Genomic DNA, 16,572 nt, shown 5'->3' with positions numbered 1-16,572 from the left:
TGATGCTTCCTTCCTGAATCGCGGACGCGATGGGTGGGTGTTCGTCGGGCCGATGGGAGTCAGACCGACGAACGTTCGAGCAAGGAACAGGACACCGTCTGCAAGGACGGCACCTCCTCCCCTTGGATGAGAGCCGTCAGGGTGGCGACCCCGGCGGCTCCCATTTCTTCGAAGGGCAGCGCGACGGTCGTGAGGGCGGGCCTCAGGTACGCGCTGACCAGTTCCTGGTTGTCGAAGCCGGTGACGGCGAGGTCGCCGGGAATGGACAGACCACGCTCCTTGATCGCGTCGTAGGCACCCATGGCCATGCGATCGTTGCCGCAGAAGAGGGCGGTCGGGCGCTCGGCGCGGTCGAGCAGACGGTTCGCGGCGTCATACCCACCGAGGGCGGTGGCGTCCCCGCCCGTGACGAGGGTGGGCTCGAACGGCAGACCGGCCGCCTCGAGCGCCCGGGTGTAGCCACGCAGGCGCCCCTGCCCGGCGGGGATGTCGTCCTCGAACGTGATGAAGCCGATGCGGGTGTGGCCTGCGGCGACCAGCCGCTGCGTGGCCACCACCCCGCCGCCGACCTCGTCCGGGACGATGGAGGGGAACTCGCCGGCGGCGTCGAAACAGTTCACCAGGACGGTGGGAACCTCCCGGGCCACATCGGGGACCGTGATGGCGCGGTGCCAGGTCGCCGCCAGCAGGAGCCCCTCGATGCGCTGCTCCAGCAGCTTCTCGATCTGCACCGTCTGGTCCGCCAGCCCGGCGGCGTCGGTGACGTTGTCGTCGGTGGAGGCGATGAGCAGGTATTTATGGTCGGCCCAGGCGCGATCCTTGGCGCCCTTGATGACGTTCACCGCGAAGGGCGCCGTGACGATCTCGGTGAGCAGGCCGATCCAGTCCGAGCGCTGGGACGCGAGAGCGCGGGCACCGGCGTTGGGGCGGTAGCCGAGAGTGGACACGGCCTCCAGGACCCGGGTTCGGGTCTCCTCCGGAATGCCGGCCTGACGCTTGTTGAGGACGAAGGAGACGGTGGTGCGGGACACCCCGGCGGCGGCGGCGACGTCCGCCATGGTCACGTCGCTGCGGACCTTGCTGGCCATCATCACCACTCTCCTTCGAGGGACTAACGCGCTTCAGTAACTCGCGTTAGGAAGTCAACGCCTGCGGGACCACCTGCGTCAAGATCCAGAAAGTTAGGAAACCCTAAGTTGGGTGGGCGCGGAACGCTGACGGGGATGGTGGTTGTGGTGGCGGCGGTGGTGGTGGGCCGCTGCGACTGCGGCTGCGGTTGCGGCTGCGGCTGCGACGAGAATGCGACACTCGATCGCGGAAACGACCTCCCAAAACCAGTGCGGCTGATGTTGGTCAGAACCGAGTGTGGGGTTTTCGTCGCACGGGGCGGGCAACCCGTGACCCGACCCGCACCGGCTCGGCCCCGATGCTGCGGCGGCCTCACCCCGAGGGGGTACCCACCCTGTCGTTCGCGCCGCCACCCTGTCGTTCGCGCCGCCACCCTGCCCCTGCCGTCACCCCCCTGCCCTCGGCCCACCACCCTGCTGTTGCGACGGCAGGGTGGTGGACGTCCCGCAGGGGGGCGGACCCAACAGCAGGGGGGCGGGCCGAACGGCAGGGTGGCGGGCCGAACAGCAGGGGGGCGGACCGAACAGCAGAGGGGCGGGCCGAACGGCAGGGGGGCGGACCGAACAGCAGAGGGGCGGGCCGAACGGCAGGGAGCGATCCAAACGGCCGGGCGGCCGGACAGCGGGCCGCCGCCCACGGCGTCCCGGGCTGCCGAGACACACGGGCCCCCGGGGGAAGCCCTCCAGGGCGGCGCGAACCGCGCGCAGCCTCGCCCGGGCTCAGCCCCGGAACCGCTTGCGCAGGATCAGCGCGTCGCGGTGGACCAGCTCCCGGTCGAAGCCCGCGCCGCGCTCGGCCACGAGGTCCCGGGTGGAGCGGCCCAGGACGCCGGGCAGGTCGGCCGCGTCGTAACTGCTCAGCCCGTGCCCGATCAGCTCGCCGGCCGCGTCCACCATGCGGATCGGATCACCGGCGTGGAAATCACCCGAGAACGCCGTGACCCCCGCCGGCAACAGGGACGCCTTGCGCTCCACGACGGCCCGGACGGCTCCCGCATCGAGCACCACCTCACCGGCTGTCCGCGACGCGTACGCCAGCCAGAGCAGCCGCCGCGAGCGACGCCGCCCCGAGGCGTGGAAGTAGGTGCCCACCGGCTCCCCCGCCAGCGCCGGCGCAACCGCGTCCGCAGAGGCCAGCACCACGGGGACCCCCGCGTGGGTGGCGATCTTGGCCGCCTCCAGCTTGGTCGTCATGCCACCGGTGCCGACGTGAGCGCCGCCTCGCGAGGTGTCGACCGCCAGGTCGTCCACCTCCGGCACGTCATCCAAGCGGCGCGCCCCCGGCCGCGCCGGGTGGTCGGTGTAGAGCGCATCGACATCGCTGAGCAGGAACAGCGCGTCCGCCCACACCACGTGGGCCACCAGGGCCGCCATCTTGTCGTTGTCACCGAACCGGAGCTCGTTGGTCGCCACCGTGTCGTTCTCGTTCACGACCGGCACGACGCCCAGCTCCAGCAGCCGCGTGAACGTGCGCTCCACGTTGCCGTAGGACGCCTTGCGCGCGATGTCCTCCACCGTCAGCAACACTTGCCCCACGCGCAACCCGTGGGCGGCGAACAGCGCCGTGTACCGCGCCAACAGCAACCCCTGCCCCACCGACGCCGCCGCCTGCTGGCTCGCCAGATCACGCGGCCGGTCGAGCAGCCCGAGTGGCTCCAGGCCGGCGGCCACGGCACCCGAGCTGACGACCACCACCTCGGTGCCGGACGCCCTCGCCGCGGCGATCGCGTCCACCAGCGCGTTCATGTGCCGCGCGTCGGGGTGACCCGCCGCGTCGGTGATGGAGCTGCTGCCGATCTTGACGACGATGCGTCGCGCGGCCGCGATGTCGGGGCGGACGCCGCCGGTCACGCCTCGACCCCGTCGTCGGTGACGCGCCAGCTCTGCCGCGGGTCGCGCGCCACCCCCTCCGCGGCGGCCTTCGCGGCGTGGTACTCCGCGTCGAGGTCGCGCCGACGCCGCACCGACGCACGTTCCCCGTGCAGCCGCTCGTCGTCACCCCGGCGGGCCAGGATCTCCGCGCCGGAGCCGACCTGGGGGGCGAAGTCGAACACCACCGGGTTGTCCCCCGCGCCGATCGCGACGGCATCACCCTCGCGGGCCCCCCGGTCGAGCAGCGCGTCCTCGATGCCGAGCCGGGTGAAGCGGTCGGCGAGGTAGCCGACGGCCTCGGGATTGCCGAAGTCGGTCTGCTTGACCCACCGCTCGGGCTTGGCCCCTTCGACCCGCCACACGAAGCCGCCCTCCCCGTCACCCATCTGCCGAATGGTGAATTCGGGGCCGCCCGCGACGGGCGTGGGACGAATCACGATGCGCTCCGGCGCGGGCGCCGGTGCGGCCGCGCGGCGTTCGTCCACCAGAGCTGCCATCGCGAACGTCAGCGCCTGCAGTCCCTCGCTCGACTTCGTCGAGATGCGGAACACCCGCAACCCGCGGGCCTCCAGGTCAGGCTGCACGATCTCGGCGAGCTCGGCGGCGTCCGGGATGTCGATCTTGTTGAGGGCGACCAGGCGCGGCCGGTCCTCCAACCCGCCGTGGGCGGCGAGCTCGGCCTCGATCACGTCGAGGTCGGAGACCGGATCGCGCCCCGGCTCGTAGGTGGCGCAGTCGATCACGTGGACGATGGCCTGGCAACGCTCGATGTGGCGCAGGAAGTCGTGGCCCAGCCCGCGGCCCTCCGAGGCACCCTCGATCAGCCCCGGCACGTCGGCCACGGTGAACGTGGTGGAGCCGGCCACCACCACCCCCAGGTTCGGCACCAGCGTCGTGAACGGGTAGTCGGCGATCTTGGGCCGGGCCCGGCTGATCGCGGCGATCAGGCTCGACTTGCCAGCGCTCGGGAAACCGACGAGCCCGACGTCGGCGAGCACCTTCAGCTCGAGGGTGATGGTGCGCTCCTCGCCCTCCTCGCCGAGCAGGGCGAAGCCGGGTGCCTTCCGCGCGGAGGTCGCCAGCGCGGCGTTGCCCAGGCCGCCCCGCCCACCGGCCGCGATCACAGCCTCGGCACCCTCACCGATGAGATCGGCGAGCACCTGGCCGGTCTCGGCGTCGGTGACGATCGTGCCGTCCGGCACGGCGAGCACGATGTCCTCACCGTTCGCACCGGCCTTGTGGCCGCCCTCCCCGGGCTGGCCGTTGGTGGCGCGTCGCTGCGACTGCCGGTGGTAGTCGACGAGCGTGGTCAGCCCCTCGTCCACCCGCAGGATCACCGAGCCGCCCTGTCCGCCGTTGCCGCCGTCCGGACCCCCGAGCGGCTTGAACTTCTCGCGGTGGACGGACGCGCAGCCGTGGCCGCCGTTGCCGCCGGCGACGCGCAGCGTCGCCTGGTCGACGAACGAGGGAATGGCCATGGTCAAACTCCATTTCGATGGCGGTCGGGAACCCGCCGATCCTATCGGTCGGCGGCGCCGGGGCGACGAGGGGGGTGGCTCAGCGACCGCGGAACGCGTCGGTCTCGCGTCGCTGCTTCTTGGTCGGACGCCCCGCGCCCCGCTCGCGCGTGGCGACCCGGCCGCCCATCTGGGCGATCGGCGGGGGCTGCGCCGGCGTCTTGTCGAGATAGGCCCGCTGGGCGACGGACGCCCCGACGCGCTTCACCAGCGTCGGGTCCAGCACCTCGAGCACCCGCTCGGTGTGATCGTCCCCGCGGACGCGGATCGTCTGGCCCTCGACGACGAGCGCGGCGGGCTTGGCGGGAGCGTTGTCGACCCGGACGTGACCGCCCTTGATGGCCGCGGTCGCCAGCGAGCGGGTCTTGTAGACCCGCACCGACCAGAGCCAGGCGTCGAGGCGTCCCATGCCCCCACTCTAGGCGGGGCGGCATGCGAGCCGGACCCCCGGGGACGCGACGAGGGGCGGCCCCGTCCGGGACCGCCCCTCGCTACAGAATCTCAGCGGTGCGTCACTGCGCGTCGGCGAGCGCCACGTTGACGACCTTGCGGCCGCGCCGGGAGCCGAACTCGACCGTGCCGGGCTTGAGCGCGAACAGGGTGTCGTCGCCGCCACGGCCGACGTTGTCGCCGGGGTGGAAGTGGGTGCCGCGCTGCCGGACGATGATCTCGCCCGCGCCGACGACCTCGCCGCCGAAACGCTTCACGCCGAGGCGTTGCGCATTGGAGTCGCGCCCGTTGCGGGAGCTGGATGCGCCCTTCTTGTGTGCCATGTCAGTTTCCTCAGCTCTCGATGCCGGTCACCTTGACGCGGCTGTAGCGCTGGCGGTGACCCATGCGCTTCTTGTAGCCGGTCTTGTTCTTGTACTTGAGGATGCGGATCTTGGGGCCCTTGTGCTCCGCGAGCACCTCGGCCGTCACCGACACCTTGCCCAGCGCGGACACGTCGGTCGTGACGGCATCGCCGTCGACCAGCATCAGCGGGGTGAGGTTGACGGTGCTGCCGATCTCGGCGTCGACGATCTTGTCGACGGTGAGAACGTCTCCCACAGCAACCTTGTGCTGGCGTCCGCCGCTGCGCACAATCGCGTACACGCCTGACCTACTCTCTAGCGATTAGCTTGTCCGATGAGGGTGCGGGAGGCGACGAGTGGACTCGTGCCCGCGCACGCACCGAAGGTCCATCCTACGCGGCGGGGCAGAGGAGGGCAAACCGAGCCGATGTCGGCGCCGGACGCCCCGCCCCACGCCGACACCCTGCCGCCCCTCTACTGCCCCGACTCCGCTACTCCCCGGCTGCCAGGAAGGCCAGGACAGCCCGGACGCGCCGGTTGTCCTCGTCCGGCCCCAGCCCGAGCTTGGTGAACACTGCGGCGACGTGCTTGCTCACCGCGCCGGGCGACAGCACGAGTGATTCACCGATCTGGGCGTTCGACAGACCACGGGCCATCAGATCCAGCACCTCGCGCTCCCGCGGCGTCAGCCCGGCCAGCCGGGAGGGCGTCCGCTGCACCAGCCGTGCCGCCACGTCGGGGTCGACCACCACCCCGCCCGCGGCCACGATGGCCAGCGAGCGCAGGAAGTCGGCCACGCGCGCCACGCGGTCCTTCAGCAGGTACCCCAGCCCTCCCACACCGCCCGACGGCACCGACCCGGCGTCCGAGGAGCCAAAGAGCTGGTGGGCGTACTCGGGTGCCACGTACTGGCTCACCACGAGGATGCCGACCTCGGGCCAGCCGCGGCGGATCGCCAGGGCGGCGCGCAGGCCGTCGTCGGTGAGGTCGGGCGGCATGCGCACGTCGGTGACCACCACGTCGACCTCCCCGGAGCGGTGGGCCATGACGGCCAGCAGCTCGGTCGCGCTCGCGGCCTGGCCCACGATCGCGTGGCCCTGCCGCTCCAACAGCCCGGCCATCCCCTCGCGCAGCAGCGCCGAGTCGTCGGCGACGACGAGCCTCATGTCTCCTCCTCCCCCGGGGTCTGCCCCGAAGACAGCAGCAGGGGGACGCGTGCGGCAACCGTCGTCGGGCCGCCGGCCGGGCTGGACACCGTCAGGGTGCCGCCGAACGCCTCCAACCGCGCCCGCAGGCCGGCCAGCCCCCGGCCGGGCACGACGACCGCCCCGCCCGGGCCGGCGTCCACCACCGTGACGTGCAGGTGGTGGTCGGCGGCCGCCACGATGCTGATGTCGGCGTCCCCGGCGTGCTTGACCGCGTTGGTCAGCGCCTCGGCCGCGAAGAACCACGCGGTGGACGCCACCCCGCGCGGCAGGTCGGGCAGCGGGTGGGGCACGCGCAGCACGATCGGCCGGTCGCGGCGCGACAGCCGGGTGACGAGCTCGGCGAGCCCCGCCTCGAGCCCCTGCTCGGCGAGCAGGCGGGAGTGGACGCCCGCCACCGTCTCGCGCAACGCGGCGAGGGCGGCGTCGGCGTCGTCCTGCGCCGCCGCGAGCAGCCCGGACGCCTCGGCCGTCCGCCCCTGCTCCACCGCGAACGCGGCCTCGCCCACCTTCATGGAGGCGGCCACCAGGTACTGCTGCGCTCCGTCGTGCAGGTCGCGCTCGATGCGCGCCCGCTCCAGCTCGTAGGCGTCCACGATGGCGCGGCGCGAATCGGTGAGCCGGCGGACGGCGTGGGCGTGATCCTCCCCCGCCAGCGCGGCCACGCCGGACGCCTCCAGCGCGGACGCCGCGACCCGGCGCGTCTTCACGATCTCGAGCCAGACGACGCCGGCGATGGTGCCACCGAGGAGGATGAGCCCGACGATCACGCCCGGGGTGGTCACCCCGAAGGCCGCCACGCCCACCGGCGTGACCACCAGCCCGCCCACCACGGCGACCCCGATCTGGGCGACGCACAGCCCCCAGCGGGGTCGGACGGTGGTGCGCATGGCCGCCAGCCTACGATGGGGCCGGTGAATGGATGGTGGAGCTGGCTCCACCCCGGTTCGGGTGCTGGCCCCCTGGGCGGCGGCCCGGCGCGGGGGTCGAATAATGCCATGTTCGATGCACCCATGCCCGATGCACCCACGTCCGACGCCCGGACCATCGCCCCTCCGCCCGCTCCCACCGCCCACCCCGCGGCCCCAGCCTCCCCCCGCCGCCGCGACGCCCTGGTCGCCTCCGGTCTCGTCCACCGCTTCGGCCAGGTCGTGGCCCTCGGCGGGGTGTCCCTGACGATCCCGGCCGGCCAGTCCGTCGCCGTGATGGGCCCGTCGGGGTCGGGCAAGTCGACGCTGTTGCACTGCCTGTCCGGCATCCTCACCCCGGACGCCGGCGAGGTCACCCTCGGCGGCGGACGCGTGAGCACCCTGCGGGACGCCGATCGTTCCCGCCTGCGCCGCGAGCGTTTCGGCTTCGTCTTCCAGGACGGCCAGCTCATCGGCGAACTGCCCGCCCGCGAGAACGTCGCCCTGCCGCTGCTGCTGGCCGGCATGGGCCGCGCCGCAGCCCTCGCCCACGCCGACAGCTGGCTGGAGCGCCTCGGCGTCGGGGGCGACATGCGCCTGCGGCGTCCGGGTGAGCTCTCCGGCGGGCAGGCGCAGCGCGTCGCCATCGCCCGCGCCCTCGTGCACGACCCGGCGGTGATCTTCGCCGACGAGCCGACCGGCGCGCTCGACCAGGCGACCGGCCACGAGGTCATGCAGATCTTGACCACCACCGCGTCCATGGCCGGCGCGACGCTCGTCGTCGTCACCCACGACCCGCACGTCGCCCGGTGGTGCTCACGCCTCGTCGAGATCCGCGACGCCCTCGTCCACAGCGACACCCTCGCCACCAGCACCCCCCTCCCCACCACGGGGACGGCCCTGCCGCGGCAGGAGGACGCGCGATGAGCACCCTCACCTGGACGGCACGACTCGGCCTGGCGACCCGGCTGGCTGGAGCCCGGCTCCGCGACACCGGCGGAAGCGGCGCCCTGGATCTCTTCGCCGTCGGCGCCAACGCGGTGACCGCCTGGTTGTCGTTCGTCGTGGCGTCCGGCACCTGGATGTTCGTGCAGCGCCGTGCACAGCCGCCGGCCTGGCTCACCACCCTCGACGATGCGGACGCCGCGATGGTCGTGCCCACGACCCACGTCATCCTCGCCGCGATGGCCTGCGCGCTGCTCGTCTGGCCCATCCTCTCCTTGGGTGGCGCCGCCGCCCGCCTGGGGGCCCGGGGCCGGGCGCGGCGGCTGGCGTCGCTGCGCCTGGTCGGCATGACGAGCGGGGAGATCGTCTCCATGAGCGTCGTCGAGAGCCTCGTGCAGGCCGCGGCCGGCGTGCTGCTCGGTGCGCTGGCGTGGACGGCCAGCCTGCCGCTGCTCGGGTTGCTCACCTTCCAGAACACCCCGGTCGCCCCCGCCGAGCTCGCGATGCCGTGGTGGCTGTGGCTCGGCGTCGTCGCCGTCCTGCTCGCGCTGGCGGCGGCGTCCACGGCCCTGGGCCTGACGCGGGTGCGCATCTCACCGCTGGGCGTCTCGCGCCAGGCCACCCCGCCGGCCCTGCGCGCCTGGCGGCTCGCCGCCCTGGCGGCCGGCGTGTTCGTGATCGCCGCGCTCGGCGGCGTGATGCAGGCGCCGCTCGGCGCCCTGGTCATGGGGCTGGTGTTCGCCGGCATGCTCGGCATCGCGATCGGGCTGGTGAACCTCTTCTCCCCCTGGTTGCTGCAGCTCATCGCCCGGCTCGGCGTCCGCACCGGGTCGCCCGCCCGGCTGCTCGCGATGCGCCGCATCGTCGCCGACCCCCGCTCGGCGTGGCGCAACGTCAGCTCGCTGGCCCTGCTCGGGTTCCTCGTGGGGATGATCGCCACGATCCCACTGGGCACCGATGCCTTCGGGGGCCTGGACAGCCTCAACGAGATGCTGCTGGCGGATCTGCGTACCGGGGCCGTGCTCACCCTGGCCATCGCGCTCGCGCTCGGGTCGGCGTCCACCGCGCTGGCGCAGAGCTCGGACGTGGTCGATCGGGCCGACGAGCTGGTGGCGCTGGACAAGATGGGCGTCCCGCCCGCCTTGGACGCCACCGCCCGGCGCCACCAGGTGGCCCTGCCGCTGCTGGCGACGCTGGTGCTCTCGCTGGGGCTCGGCGTGGCGGCCGCGCTGCCGCTCGTGCAGTCCCTGCCCCGCATGGCGGTGCTCGGGCCCTCGTCGGTGGCGATCCTGGCCCTGACCGTCGTCGGCGCGCTCGCCCTGAGCCTGCTGGCCGCGGAGTCCACCCGGCCGCTGCGGCGACGCGTCCTGGGCGCCCGCGTCCGGCGCAACGACTGACGCGCTACCCGACGAGGCGGTCCACGAACGCCGCGACGGCCGCCACAACCGTCGGCGTGGCTCCGCGCGGGAACGAATGGGTCGCGCCCGGCACCACCACGAGCTCGCGCGCCCCGGCGTGGTCACCGCGCAGGGCGGACGCCAGCTCGTCGGGCGAGCCGAACGGGTCCCGGGCCCCGGACACGAGCAGCACCGGCGCCCCCACGGGGGTCAGCTCGGCGAGCCGGGAGGCGTCCGGACGGCCCGGCGGGTGGAGGGGGAAGGACAGCGCGACGACGCCGGCGACGTCGGGCGTCCAGGTGCGGCAGGCGATGCGGGCACCCGCGCTGCGCCCGCCGGTGAACAACGGCACCCCGGGGTGGGCCGCACGGACGGCGTCCACCCCGGCCTGCCAGAGCGGGTCGGACGCCGGCGGCCGCGGCCCCACGGTCCGCCCGGCCACGCGCCAGGGCAGCTCGAACCGGGCCACGCCGATGCCGCGGCCGGGCAGCGCGTCGGCGAGGGCGTCAAGGTCGGGCGTCGCGATCTGCCCCGAGTGCCCGCCGCCGAGCAGCAGGACCGCCCGGGGGTCGCCCGGCGCGGCGATGTGCAGCCGGCCCTCCCCCGCGGACGTCGCGACGGGCGCGAATGTTTCAACCATGCAAACGATGATGCATGACGGGGTTGCTGCCGACACAATGGTGTCTCCCGTTCTGCCCAGCGTTTCAGAGAAGGACTCGATGACCACGCGCACGCTCACCATCGGCGCCAGCTTCCGGCATGTAGCCCAGCTGCCCACCCCGACGCTCGCCATGATCGAACACAAGCACGACGAGGTCGAGACGCTGTCGAGCGGGTGGACGACGACGCCGGACATCGAGATGACCGACTACACCGACCTGTACGGCAACGTGGGCAAGCGGTTCATCATGCCGGCCGGCGAGTCCGTCTATGAGTACCGGGCCGTCGTGAAGGTGCCCGACGCGGTCGATGAGGCGGACCTCGACGCCCCACAGCTCGACGTGGCCGACCTGCCCGAGGACGTGCTGCCCTACTTGTGGCCCAGCCGTTACTGCCAGTCCGACGTGCTCGGGCGCGACGCCTGGAACCTGTTCGGCGACATGGAGCCCGGTTACCGGCGCTGCATGGAGATCTCGAACTTCGTCCACGAGCGCGTGCAGTACCGCACCGGCTCGACCATGTCGTGGTACACCGCCGTGGACGCCTTCAACAACGGCTATGGCATCTGCCGCGACCTTGCCCACACCTTCATCGCCCTGTGCCGGGCCATGAACATCCCCGCGCGGTACGTGTCGGGGTACCTGCCCGACATGGACGTGCCGCCGCTGCCCGTCGAGATGGACTTCCACGCGTTCACCGAGGTGTACCTCGGCGACCGGTGGTGGACGTTCGACCCCCGCCACAACGCCCGCCGCAAGGGCCACATCGTGATCTCCCGGGGTCGCGACGCCGTCGACTGCGCCCTGGCCACCACGTTCGGCAACCCCTGGCTGAAGCGCATGATCGTCACCACCCACGAGTCCGACGAGCAGGGCAACCTGCTCGAGCTCGACGGCCAGGGGCGACCCGTCCAGGGCTGAGGCCCGCCGCCGCGCCGCGGGATGGGATGCTGAGCGGGATGGGATGCTGAGGCCCATGGACTTCTGGAACCTCTACGACCACGGCTTCGTGCGGGTCGCGTCCGTCACCCACCCGATGCGGTTGGTCGACCCCCACCACAACGTGGCGGCCCTGCTGGCCCAGGCGCGTGAGTTGGCGGACGCCGGCGTGGCGGTCGCGGTGTTCCCCGAGCTCGGCCTGGTCGGCTACTCAATCGAGGACCTCCTGTTGCAGGACGCGGTGCTGGACGCCGCCGAGGCGGCCCTGGCCGAACTGGTCGCCGCCAGCGCCGACCTGGGCACCGTGCTCGTCGTCGGTGCGCCGCTGCGGAGCCGCCATCGGGTGTACAACTGCGCGGTGGTGGTGCACCGCGGGCGGGTGCTGGGCGTCGTCCCGAAGGTGTACCTGCCCACCTACCGGGAGTTTTACGAGAGCCGCCAGATCGGCTCGGGCGCGGAGGTGCCCCCCAAGATCGACGTCGCCGGGCAGCGGGTACCGTTCGGGGCCGACCTGCTGTTCGCGGCGTCCGACGTGCCGCACTTGGTGCTGGCGATCGAGGTGTGCGAGGACCTGTGGGTGCCCGTGCCGCCGGCCGCCGAGGCCGCCTTGGCGGGCGCCACCCTCATCGCCAACCTGTCGGGCTCCCCCATCACCGTCGCCAAGGCCGTCGACCGGCACCTGCTGTGCGCCTCCGCGAGCTCGCGCTACCTCGCCGGTTACGTCTACGCCGCCGCCGGTGAGGGCGAGTCGTCGACCGATCTCTCCTGGGACGGGCAGACGATGGTGTACGAGAACGGCGCGCTGCTGGCCCAGTCCGAGCGGTTCCCGGCCGGGCCACGGGCGTCCGTCGCCGACGTCGACGTCGCCACCCTCCACCAGGAGCGGCTGCGGCAGGGCACGTTCGACGACAACCGCCGCGTCCATGCCGACCGGGTGGGCGCCTACCGCACGGTCGACTTCGAGCTCGGACGCCCCACCGGCGACCTCGGCCTGCGGCGTCCGCTGGCCCGCTTCCCGTTCGTGCCGGCCGACGACGCCCGCCTGGCGCAGGACTGCTACGAGGCCTACAACATCCAGGTCTCCGGGCTGGAGCAGCGGCTGCGCGCCATCGGCCAGCCGAAGATCGTCATCGGGGTCTCCGGGGGCCTCGACTCCACGCACGCCCTGCTGGTCGCCGCGCAGGCGATGGACCGGATGGACCGGCCGCGCACCGACATCCTCGCATTCACCATGCCGGGCTTCGCGACGTCGGACCACACCAGGAACAACGCCACCGACCTGGCCCACGCCCTCGGCGTCACGTTCGAGACCCTCGACATCGTGCCCGCCTGCCGCGCCATGTTGGAGCAGATGGGCCACCCGTTCGCGTCCGGCGAGCCGGCCTACGACGTCACCTTCGAGAACGTGCAGGCCGGCATGCGCACCGACTACCTGTTCCGCATCGCCAACCAGCGCGGCGGCATCGTGCTCGGCACCGGCGACCTGTCGGAGCTGGCGCTCGGCTGGTGCACCTACGGCGTCGGCGACCAGATGAGCCACTACAACGTCAACGGCGGCGTGCCCAAGACGCTGATGCAGCACCTGATCCGCTGGGTCATCGCCTCCGACATCTTCGGCGACGACGCCGGCGCGGTGCTGCAGTCGATCCTCGACACCGAGATCACCCCCGAGCTCGTGCCCGTCTCGGAGGGGGAGACGCCCCAGTCGACCGAGGCCACGATCGGCCCCTACAACCTGCAGGACTTCAACCTCTACCACGTGCTGCGCCATGGCATGACGCCGTCGAAGATCGCGTTCCTCGCCCACCACACGTGGTCGGACGCCGACGCGGGCGCCTGGCCGGGCGGCTTCCCCGACCACAAGCGCGTCGCCTACGACCTGCCGACCATCAAGCAGTGGCTCGAGGTGTTCTGCCGCCGCTTCTTCGGGTTCGCCCAGTTCAAGCGCTCGGCGCTGCCGAACGGGCCCAAGGTGGTGCGCGGCGGCTCGCTCAGCCCGCGGGGCGACTGGCGGATGCCCTCCGACACGAGCGCAGACCTCTGGCTCGACGAGCTGCGCCGCAACGTCCCCGACCGCTGAGGCCGACCAGCCCGGCTGCCCAGGCGAAGGGCAGGCTCAGGCGAAGGGCCAGCCGGTCACCAGGCCCGGGGCCCGGCCGGGCTCGAGGAAGTGCTCGGTGCCCATCATCGCCGCGAACGCCTCGGGCGGCATCGAGAGCAGCTGGGCGGCGTCCTCCTGGCTGGCGTGGCAGGCCAGGGCGGCCCGCTTGACGTCGAGCTGACCGGTGACGTCGACGGCCCAGTGCAGCTCGGCCTCCGGGGTGCCGATCGGGTTGCCGTCGTCGGCCGGGGCGTCCACGTCCCACGTCCCCTCCTCCGGCAGCAGGCCCTGCTCGCGCGCCACCGTCATGAGGCGGCGCAGCAGGTCGCGGTTCAGCGAGACCTCCAGGTAGCGCGGCCGCCGCGCGGCGAGCTCCACGGCGTGACGCGCCACGCGGTGCACCATGAGGTGGTCGGGGTGGCCGTAGCCGCCGTGCCAGTCATAGCCGATCACGGCGTCGGCGTCCTCGTCGTCGAGCACGTCGGCCACCTGCCGGGCGACGGCGTCGGCGTCCGCCACCCACAGTGCCCCCTCGGCGGTGTTGGTCGGCCAGCCGTGCATGCCGGAGTCGCGGTGACCGAGCCACACGATCCGATGGGTGCCGACCGCCTCGGCGGACGCCTCCGCCTCGGCCCGCCGCCGGTCGGCCAACGCGTGGTCCCCCAGATCGTCGGGCGCCGAGCCGTGGTCGCCGTTGGTGGCGTACACGCAGACGACGCGGTCGCCGGCGGCGACGGCGCGCGCCATCGTGCCCGACGTCTGGGACGCCTCGTCGTCGGGGTGGGCATGGACGAACACCAGGGTGGCCATGGCTCTCCTTCGTCAGGGACGCAGCGGGCGTCCGGTGTGGTCGACGGGGTGGGTCACGAGCAGCCGGATCCCGTCCACCAGCGGCCACACGGCCCCGAGGCCACAGGTGGCCCAGCTCACCACGATCTGGGTGAGGGCCAGCTTCGTGTCACCGAGGTAGAGCCGCCCCGCCGCGAAGGGGGCCAGCAGCACCTGCAGCAACCCGGCCACGGCGCGGCTGCGATCGGAGAACGGGACGCCGGTGCGTCCGTCGAGGCCGTACGGTGCGTTGGCGCGGGGCGCCGCGCGCGGCACCTCGGGCCCGGCCACGCCGGGCACCGCGCCGGGTGGCGGCGCAGGATCGTCACCGGCCGCCTGGCCGTGGTGGGCCGCGGGGCGGGGATCGGGCATGGCGACTCCTCGGTCGTGGCCGCGACGGCTGCGCGGACGCTGGCACTGTACCCGCCCGGGTCGAGCCGGGGTGACCTCGGCTGGGTTCGTCTGCGCCTGCGTGGAATCCTTGGGGCGTGGAACTGATGGCCCTGACCGCCGGCGACGAGCTGCGACGCACCCGGCTGCGGCGCATGAAGGGCGTGGCGCTCGGCCTGCTGGTGTTCGCCGCGGTGATCTACCTGGCCACCCTGCCGCTCGACCACAGCGGCGGGTGGGGTTACGTCAACGCGATGGCCGAGGCGGGCATGGTGGGCGCGCTGGCCGACTGGTTCGCCGTCACCGCCCTGTTCCGACACCCGCTCGGCATCCCCATCCCCCACACCGCCCTCATCCCCCGCAAGAAGGACGAACTGGCCGGCAGCCTGCAGTCCTTCTTCGCCGACAACTTCCTCACCGAGGACGTCGTGCGCGAACGCGTCACCGACGCCGGGCTGGCGGCCCGGGCGGGCGCGTGGGCGCGCGAGGACGCCAACGCCCAGCGCCTGGTCCGCGAGGGCGTGCGCATCGCCGGGGTGCTGCTCGACCGGGTCGACGACGACGCGGTGGCCACGCTGGCCAGCGACGTCATCCTGCCCCGCCTGGCCCGCGAGCAGGTCGCCCCCATCGCCGGCACGCTGCTCGACGGTGTTGTCACCGACGGCTCCCACCGCGGGCTGGTCGACCTCGCCGCCCGCGAGATCCACACCTGGCTGACCAAGCACCCGCAACGGTTCGCGGCCATGATGCGCGATCGCGCGCCGAAGTGGGCGCCGGACTTCGTCAACCAGCGCGTCGTGTCGGTGCTCTACTGGCAGGCCGTCGACTGGGCCGCCTCGGTGCGCGACAACCCCGAGCACCCCACGCGCGCGGCGCTGGACGACCTGCTGCTCCGCGTCGCGGACGATCTGCAGCACGACCCGGCCGTGCAGGCCCGAGCCGAGGCGCTCAAGGATCGGCTGCTCGGCCACCCGCACACCGCCGCCACGGTGGTGTCGCTGTGGGGCAGCCTCAAGCGCACCTTGGCCACCGCGCTCGACGACCCGGACTCCGGGGTCCACACCCGCGGGGTCCGGCTGGTGCAGCGTCTGGCGGACGCCCTGGAGCACGACGCGGCGCTGCAGGAGCGCGTCGACGGGGCACTGGCGGACGCCGCCGGTTTCGCCGTGCGCACCTACGGCCGCGAGCTCAGCTCGGTGATCAGCCACACGATCCAGCGCTGGGACGGACGCCAGGCCTCGCGCCGCATCGAGCTGTACGTCGGCCGCGACCTGCAGTTCATCCGCATCAACGGCACCATTGTCGGCGCCCTGGCCGGCCTGGTGATCCACGCGGTGAGCCAGCTGATCGTGTGAGATCACCCGACCCTTCGCCGGAGGTGGCGCGCGTGGCAGGATCGGTGCCGTGACAGGCCCTGAACGCACGCGCACGCTCGTCCAAGCCGGCGCCGTCGGCGTCCTGCTCGTCGGCGTCACCGCGGTGCTGCTCGGCCGCGAGAACGCCACCCAGGGCTGGCTCGTCGCCGGGGTCGGCACGGTCGCCGTCGTCGCGCTGCTGCTGTGGCAAGGCCGTGTCGGGCTGCACACCCCGTGGTCGACCGCGCGCAGCCGCGTCGCCCCCGGGCACGCCGTGGTGCTGTGGAAGCCGGGCTGCACCTTCTGCGAGATCCTGCAGCGCGCGCTGCGGCGCGACCCGCGGGTCACCTGGGTGAACGTCTGGGTGGACGAGGCCGCCAACGCGGTGGTGCGCGAGCACAACGCCGGCAACGAGGTGACTCCGACCGTGCTGGTGGGGTCTCAGGTGATGGTCAACCCGACCGCCGACCAGGTGCGCGCCGCCCTCGCGGGCACGCCGGACGCCCCACCCACGCTCTGAGTGGTTCAGCGGGGT

The 16,572-nt window shown here is 73.1% G+C and carries 17 protein-coding genes; 6 read left to right on the top strand and 11 right to left on the bottom strand.

What is annotated here, in order from left to right:
* Positions 1–59: 59 nt before the first annotated feature.
* The 8 genes from IFY26_RS03455 to IFY26_RS03420 all read right to left on the bottom strand — a co-directional run bounded on the left by IFY26_RS03455 (position 60) and on the right by IFY26_RS03420 (position 7,405).
* The gene (locus IFY26_RS03455) at positions 60–1,091 is read right to left on the bottom strand and encodes a LacI family DNA-binding transcriptional regulator (protein WP_232547601.1); all 1,032 of its coding nucleotides are present in this window, start codon (positions 1,089–1,091) and stop codon (positions 60–62) included.
* 756 nt (positions 1,092–1,847) lie between these two features.
* A complete protein-coding gene (proB, locus tag IFY26_RS03450; RefSeq protein WP_232547600.1) occupies positions 1,848–2,978 on the bottom strand; it encodes a glutamate 5-kinase in 1,131 nt (376 codons plus the stop codon).
* Entirely contained in the window at positions 2,975–4,477 is a 1,503-nt protein-coding gene (obgE, locus tag IFY26_RS03445) for a GTPase ObgE (protein WP_232547599.1), read from the bottom strand. The genes proB and obgE overlap by 4 nt, the downstream gene beginning before the upstream one ends.
* A 79-nt stretch (positions 4,478–4,556) precedes the next feature.
* Complete coding sequence (locus IFY26_RS03440) at positions 4,557–4,925, bottom strand: RNA-binding S4 domain-containing protein (RefSeq protein WP_232547598.1); 369 nt, start codon at positions 4,923–4,925, stop codon at positions 4,557–4,559.
* Positions 4,926–5,028: 103 nt separating this feature from the next.
* A complete protein-coding gene (gene rpmA, locus IFY26_RS03435; RefSeq protein ID WP_232547597.1) occupies positions 5,029–5,289 on the bottom strand; it encodes a 50S ribosomal protein L27 in 261 nt (86 codons plus the stop codon).
* A gap of 10 nt (positions 5,290–5,299) precedes the next feature.
* Positions 5,300–5,611: a 50S ribosomal protein L21 gene (gene rplU / locus IFY26_RS03430; protein ID WP_232547596.1), complete on the bottom strand. Its 312-nt coding sequence runs from the start codon at positions 5,609–5,611 to the stop codon at positions 5,300–5,302.
* A 190-nt stretch (positions 5,612–5,801) separates the two neighbouring features.
* On the bottom strand, positions 5,802–6,476 hold the full coding sequence (locus IFY26_RS03425) for a response regulator transcription factor (protein ID WP_232547595.1): 675 nt from the start codon (positions 6,474–6,476) through the stop codon (positions 5,802–5,804).
* Positions 6,473–7,405, bottom strand: a complete 933-nt coding sequence (locus IFY26_RS03420) for a sensor histidine kinase (protein WP_232547594.1) — start codon at positions 7,403–7,405, stop codon at positions 6,473–6,475. The genes IFY26_RS03425 and IFY26_RS03420 overlap by 4 nt, the downstream gene beginning before the upstream one ends.
* A 156-nt stretch (positions 7,406–7,561) precedes the next feature.
* Between IFY26_RS03420 and IFY26_RS03415 the strand changes: the two genes are divergently transcribed.
* Together IFY26_RS03415 and IFY26_RS03410 are read left to right on the top strand one after the other, a co-directional pair.
* Positions 7,562–8,350, top strand: coding sequence for an ABC transporter ATP-binding protein (locus tag IFY26_RS03415; RefSeq protein ID WP_416046551.1), 789 nt, complete (start codon positions 7,562–7,564; stop codon positions 8,348–8,350).
* Positions 8,347–9,765 carry an FtsX-like permease family protein gene (locus IFY26_RS03410; RefSeq protein WP_232547592.1) on the top strand — a complete coding sequence of 473 codons (1,419 nt, stop codon included), beginning with the start codon at positions 8,347–8,349 and terminating at the stop codon, positions 9,763–9,765. Before IFY26_RS03415 ends, IFY26_RS03410 begins: the two co-directional genes overlap by 4 nt.
* Positions 9,766–9,769: 4 nt before the next feature.
* On the opposite strand, the gene IFY26_RS03405 is transcribed toward IFY26_RS03410, so the two are convergent.
* Entirely contained in the window at positions 9,770–10,405 is a 636-nt protein-coding gene (locus tag IFY26_RS03405; protein WP_232547591.1) for an alpha/beta hydrolase family protein, read from the bottom strand.
* 79 nt (positions 10,406–10,484) lie between these two features.
* On the opposite strand from IFY26_RS03405, the gene IFY26_RS03400 reads away from it, so the two are divergent.
* Complete coding sequence (locus IFY26_RS03400; protein ID WP_232547590.1) at positions 10,485–11,345, top strand: transglutaminase-like domain-containing protein; 861 nt, start codon at positions 10,485–10,487, stop codon at positions 11,343–11,345.
* Positions 11,346–11,400: 55 nt separating this feature from the next.
* Positions 11,401–13,443, top strand: coding sequence for an NAD(+) synthase (locus tag IFY26_RS03395; protein WP_232547589.1), 2,043 nt, complete (start codon positions 11,401–11,403; stop codon positions 13,441–13,443).
* Between the two features lie 36 nt (positions 13,444–13,479).
* Here IFY26_RS03395 and IFY26_RS03390 read toward each other — a convergent pair whose 3' ends face one another.
* On the bottom strand, positions 13,480–14,274 hold the full coding sequence (locus tag IFY26_RS03390; RefSeq protein ID WP_232547588.1) for a PIG-L deacetylase family protein: 795 nt from the start codon (positions 14,272–14,274) through the stop codon (positions 13,480–13,482).
* 12 nt (positions 14,275–14,286) lie between these two features.
* On the bottom strand, positions 14,287–14,664 hold the full coding sequence (locus IFY26_RS03385; protein ID WP_232547587.1) for an NINE protein: 378 nt from the start codon (positions 14,662–14,664) through the stop codon (positions 14,287–14,289).
* A gap of 125 nt (positions 14,665–14,789) precedes the next feature.
* Between IFY26_RS03385 and IFY26_RS03380 the strand changes: the two genes are divergently transcribed.
* Entirely contained in the window at positions 14,790–16,037 is a 1,248-nt protein-coding gene (locus IFY26_RS03380) for a DUF445 domain-containing protein (protein ID WP_232547908.1), read from the top strand.
* A gap of 49 nt (positions 16,038–16,086) precedes the next feature.
* Positions 16,087–16,557, top strand: coding sequence for a glutaredoxin family protein (locus IFY26_RS03375; RefSeq protein WP_232547586.1), 471 nt, complete (start codon positions 16,087–16,089; stop codon positions 16,555–16,557).
* The last annotated feature ends 15 nt before the right edge of the window (positions 16,558–16,572 follow it).

The organism is Propioniciclava soli, assembly GCF_014858005.1.
In the GTDB taxonomy this organism is placed as follows: domain Bacteria; phylum Actinomycetota; class Actinomycetes; order Propionibacteriales; family Propionibacteriaceae; genus Propioniciclava; species Propioniciclava soli.
This window is presented reverse-complemented; position numbering and strand designations above follow the sequence as displayed.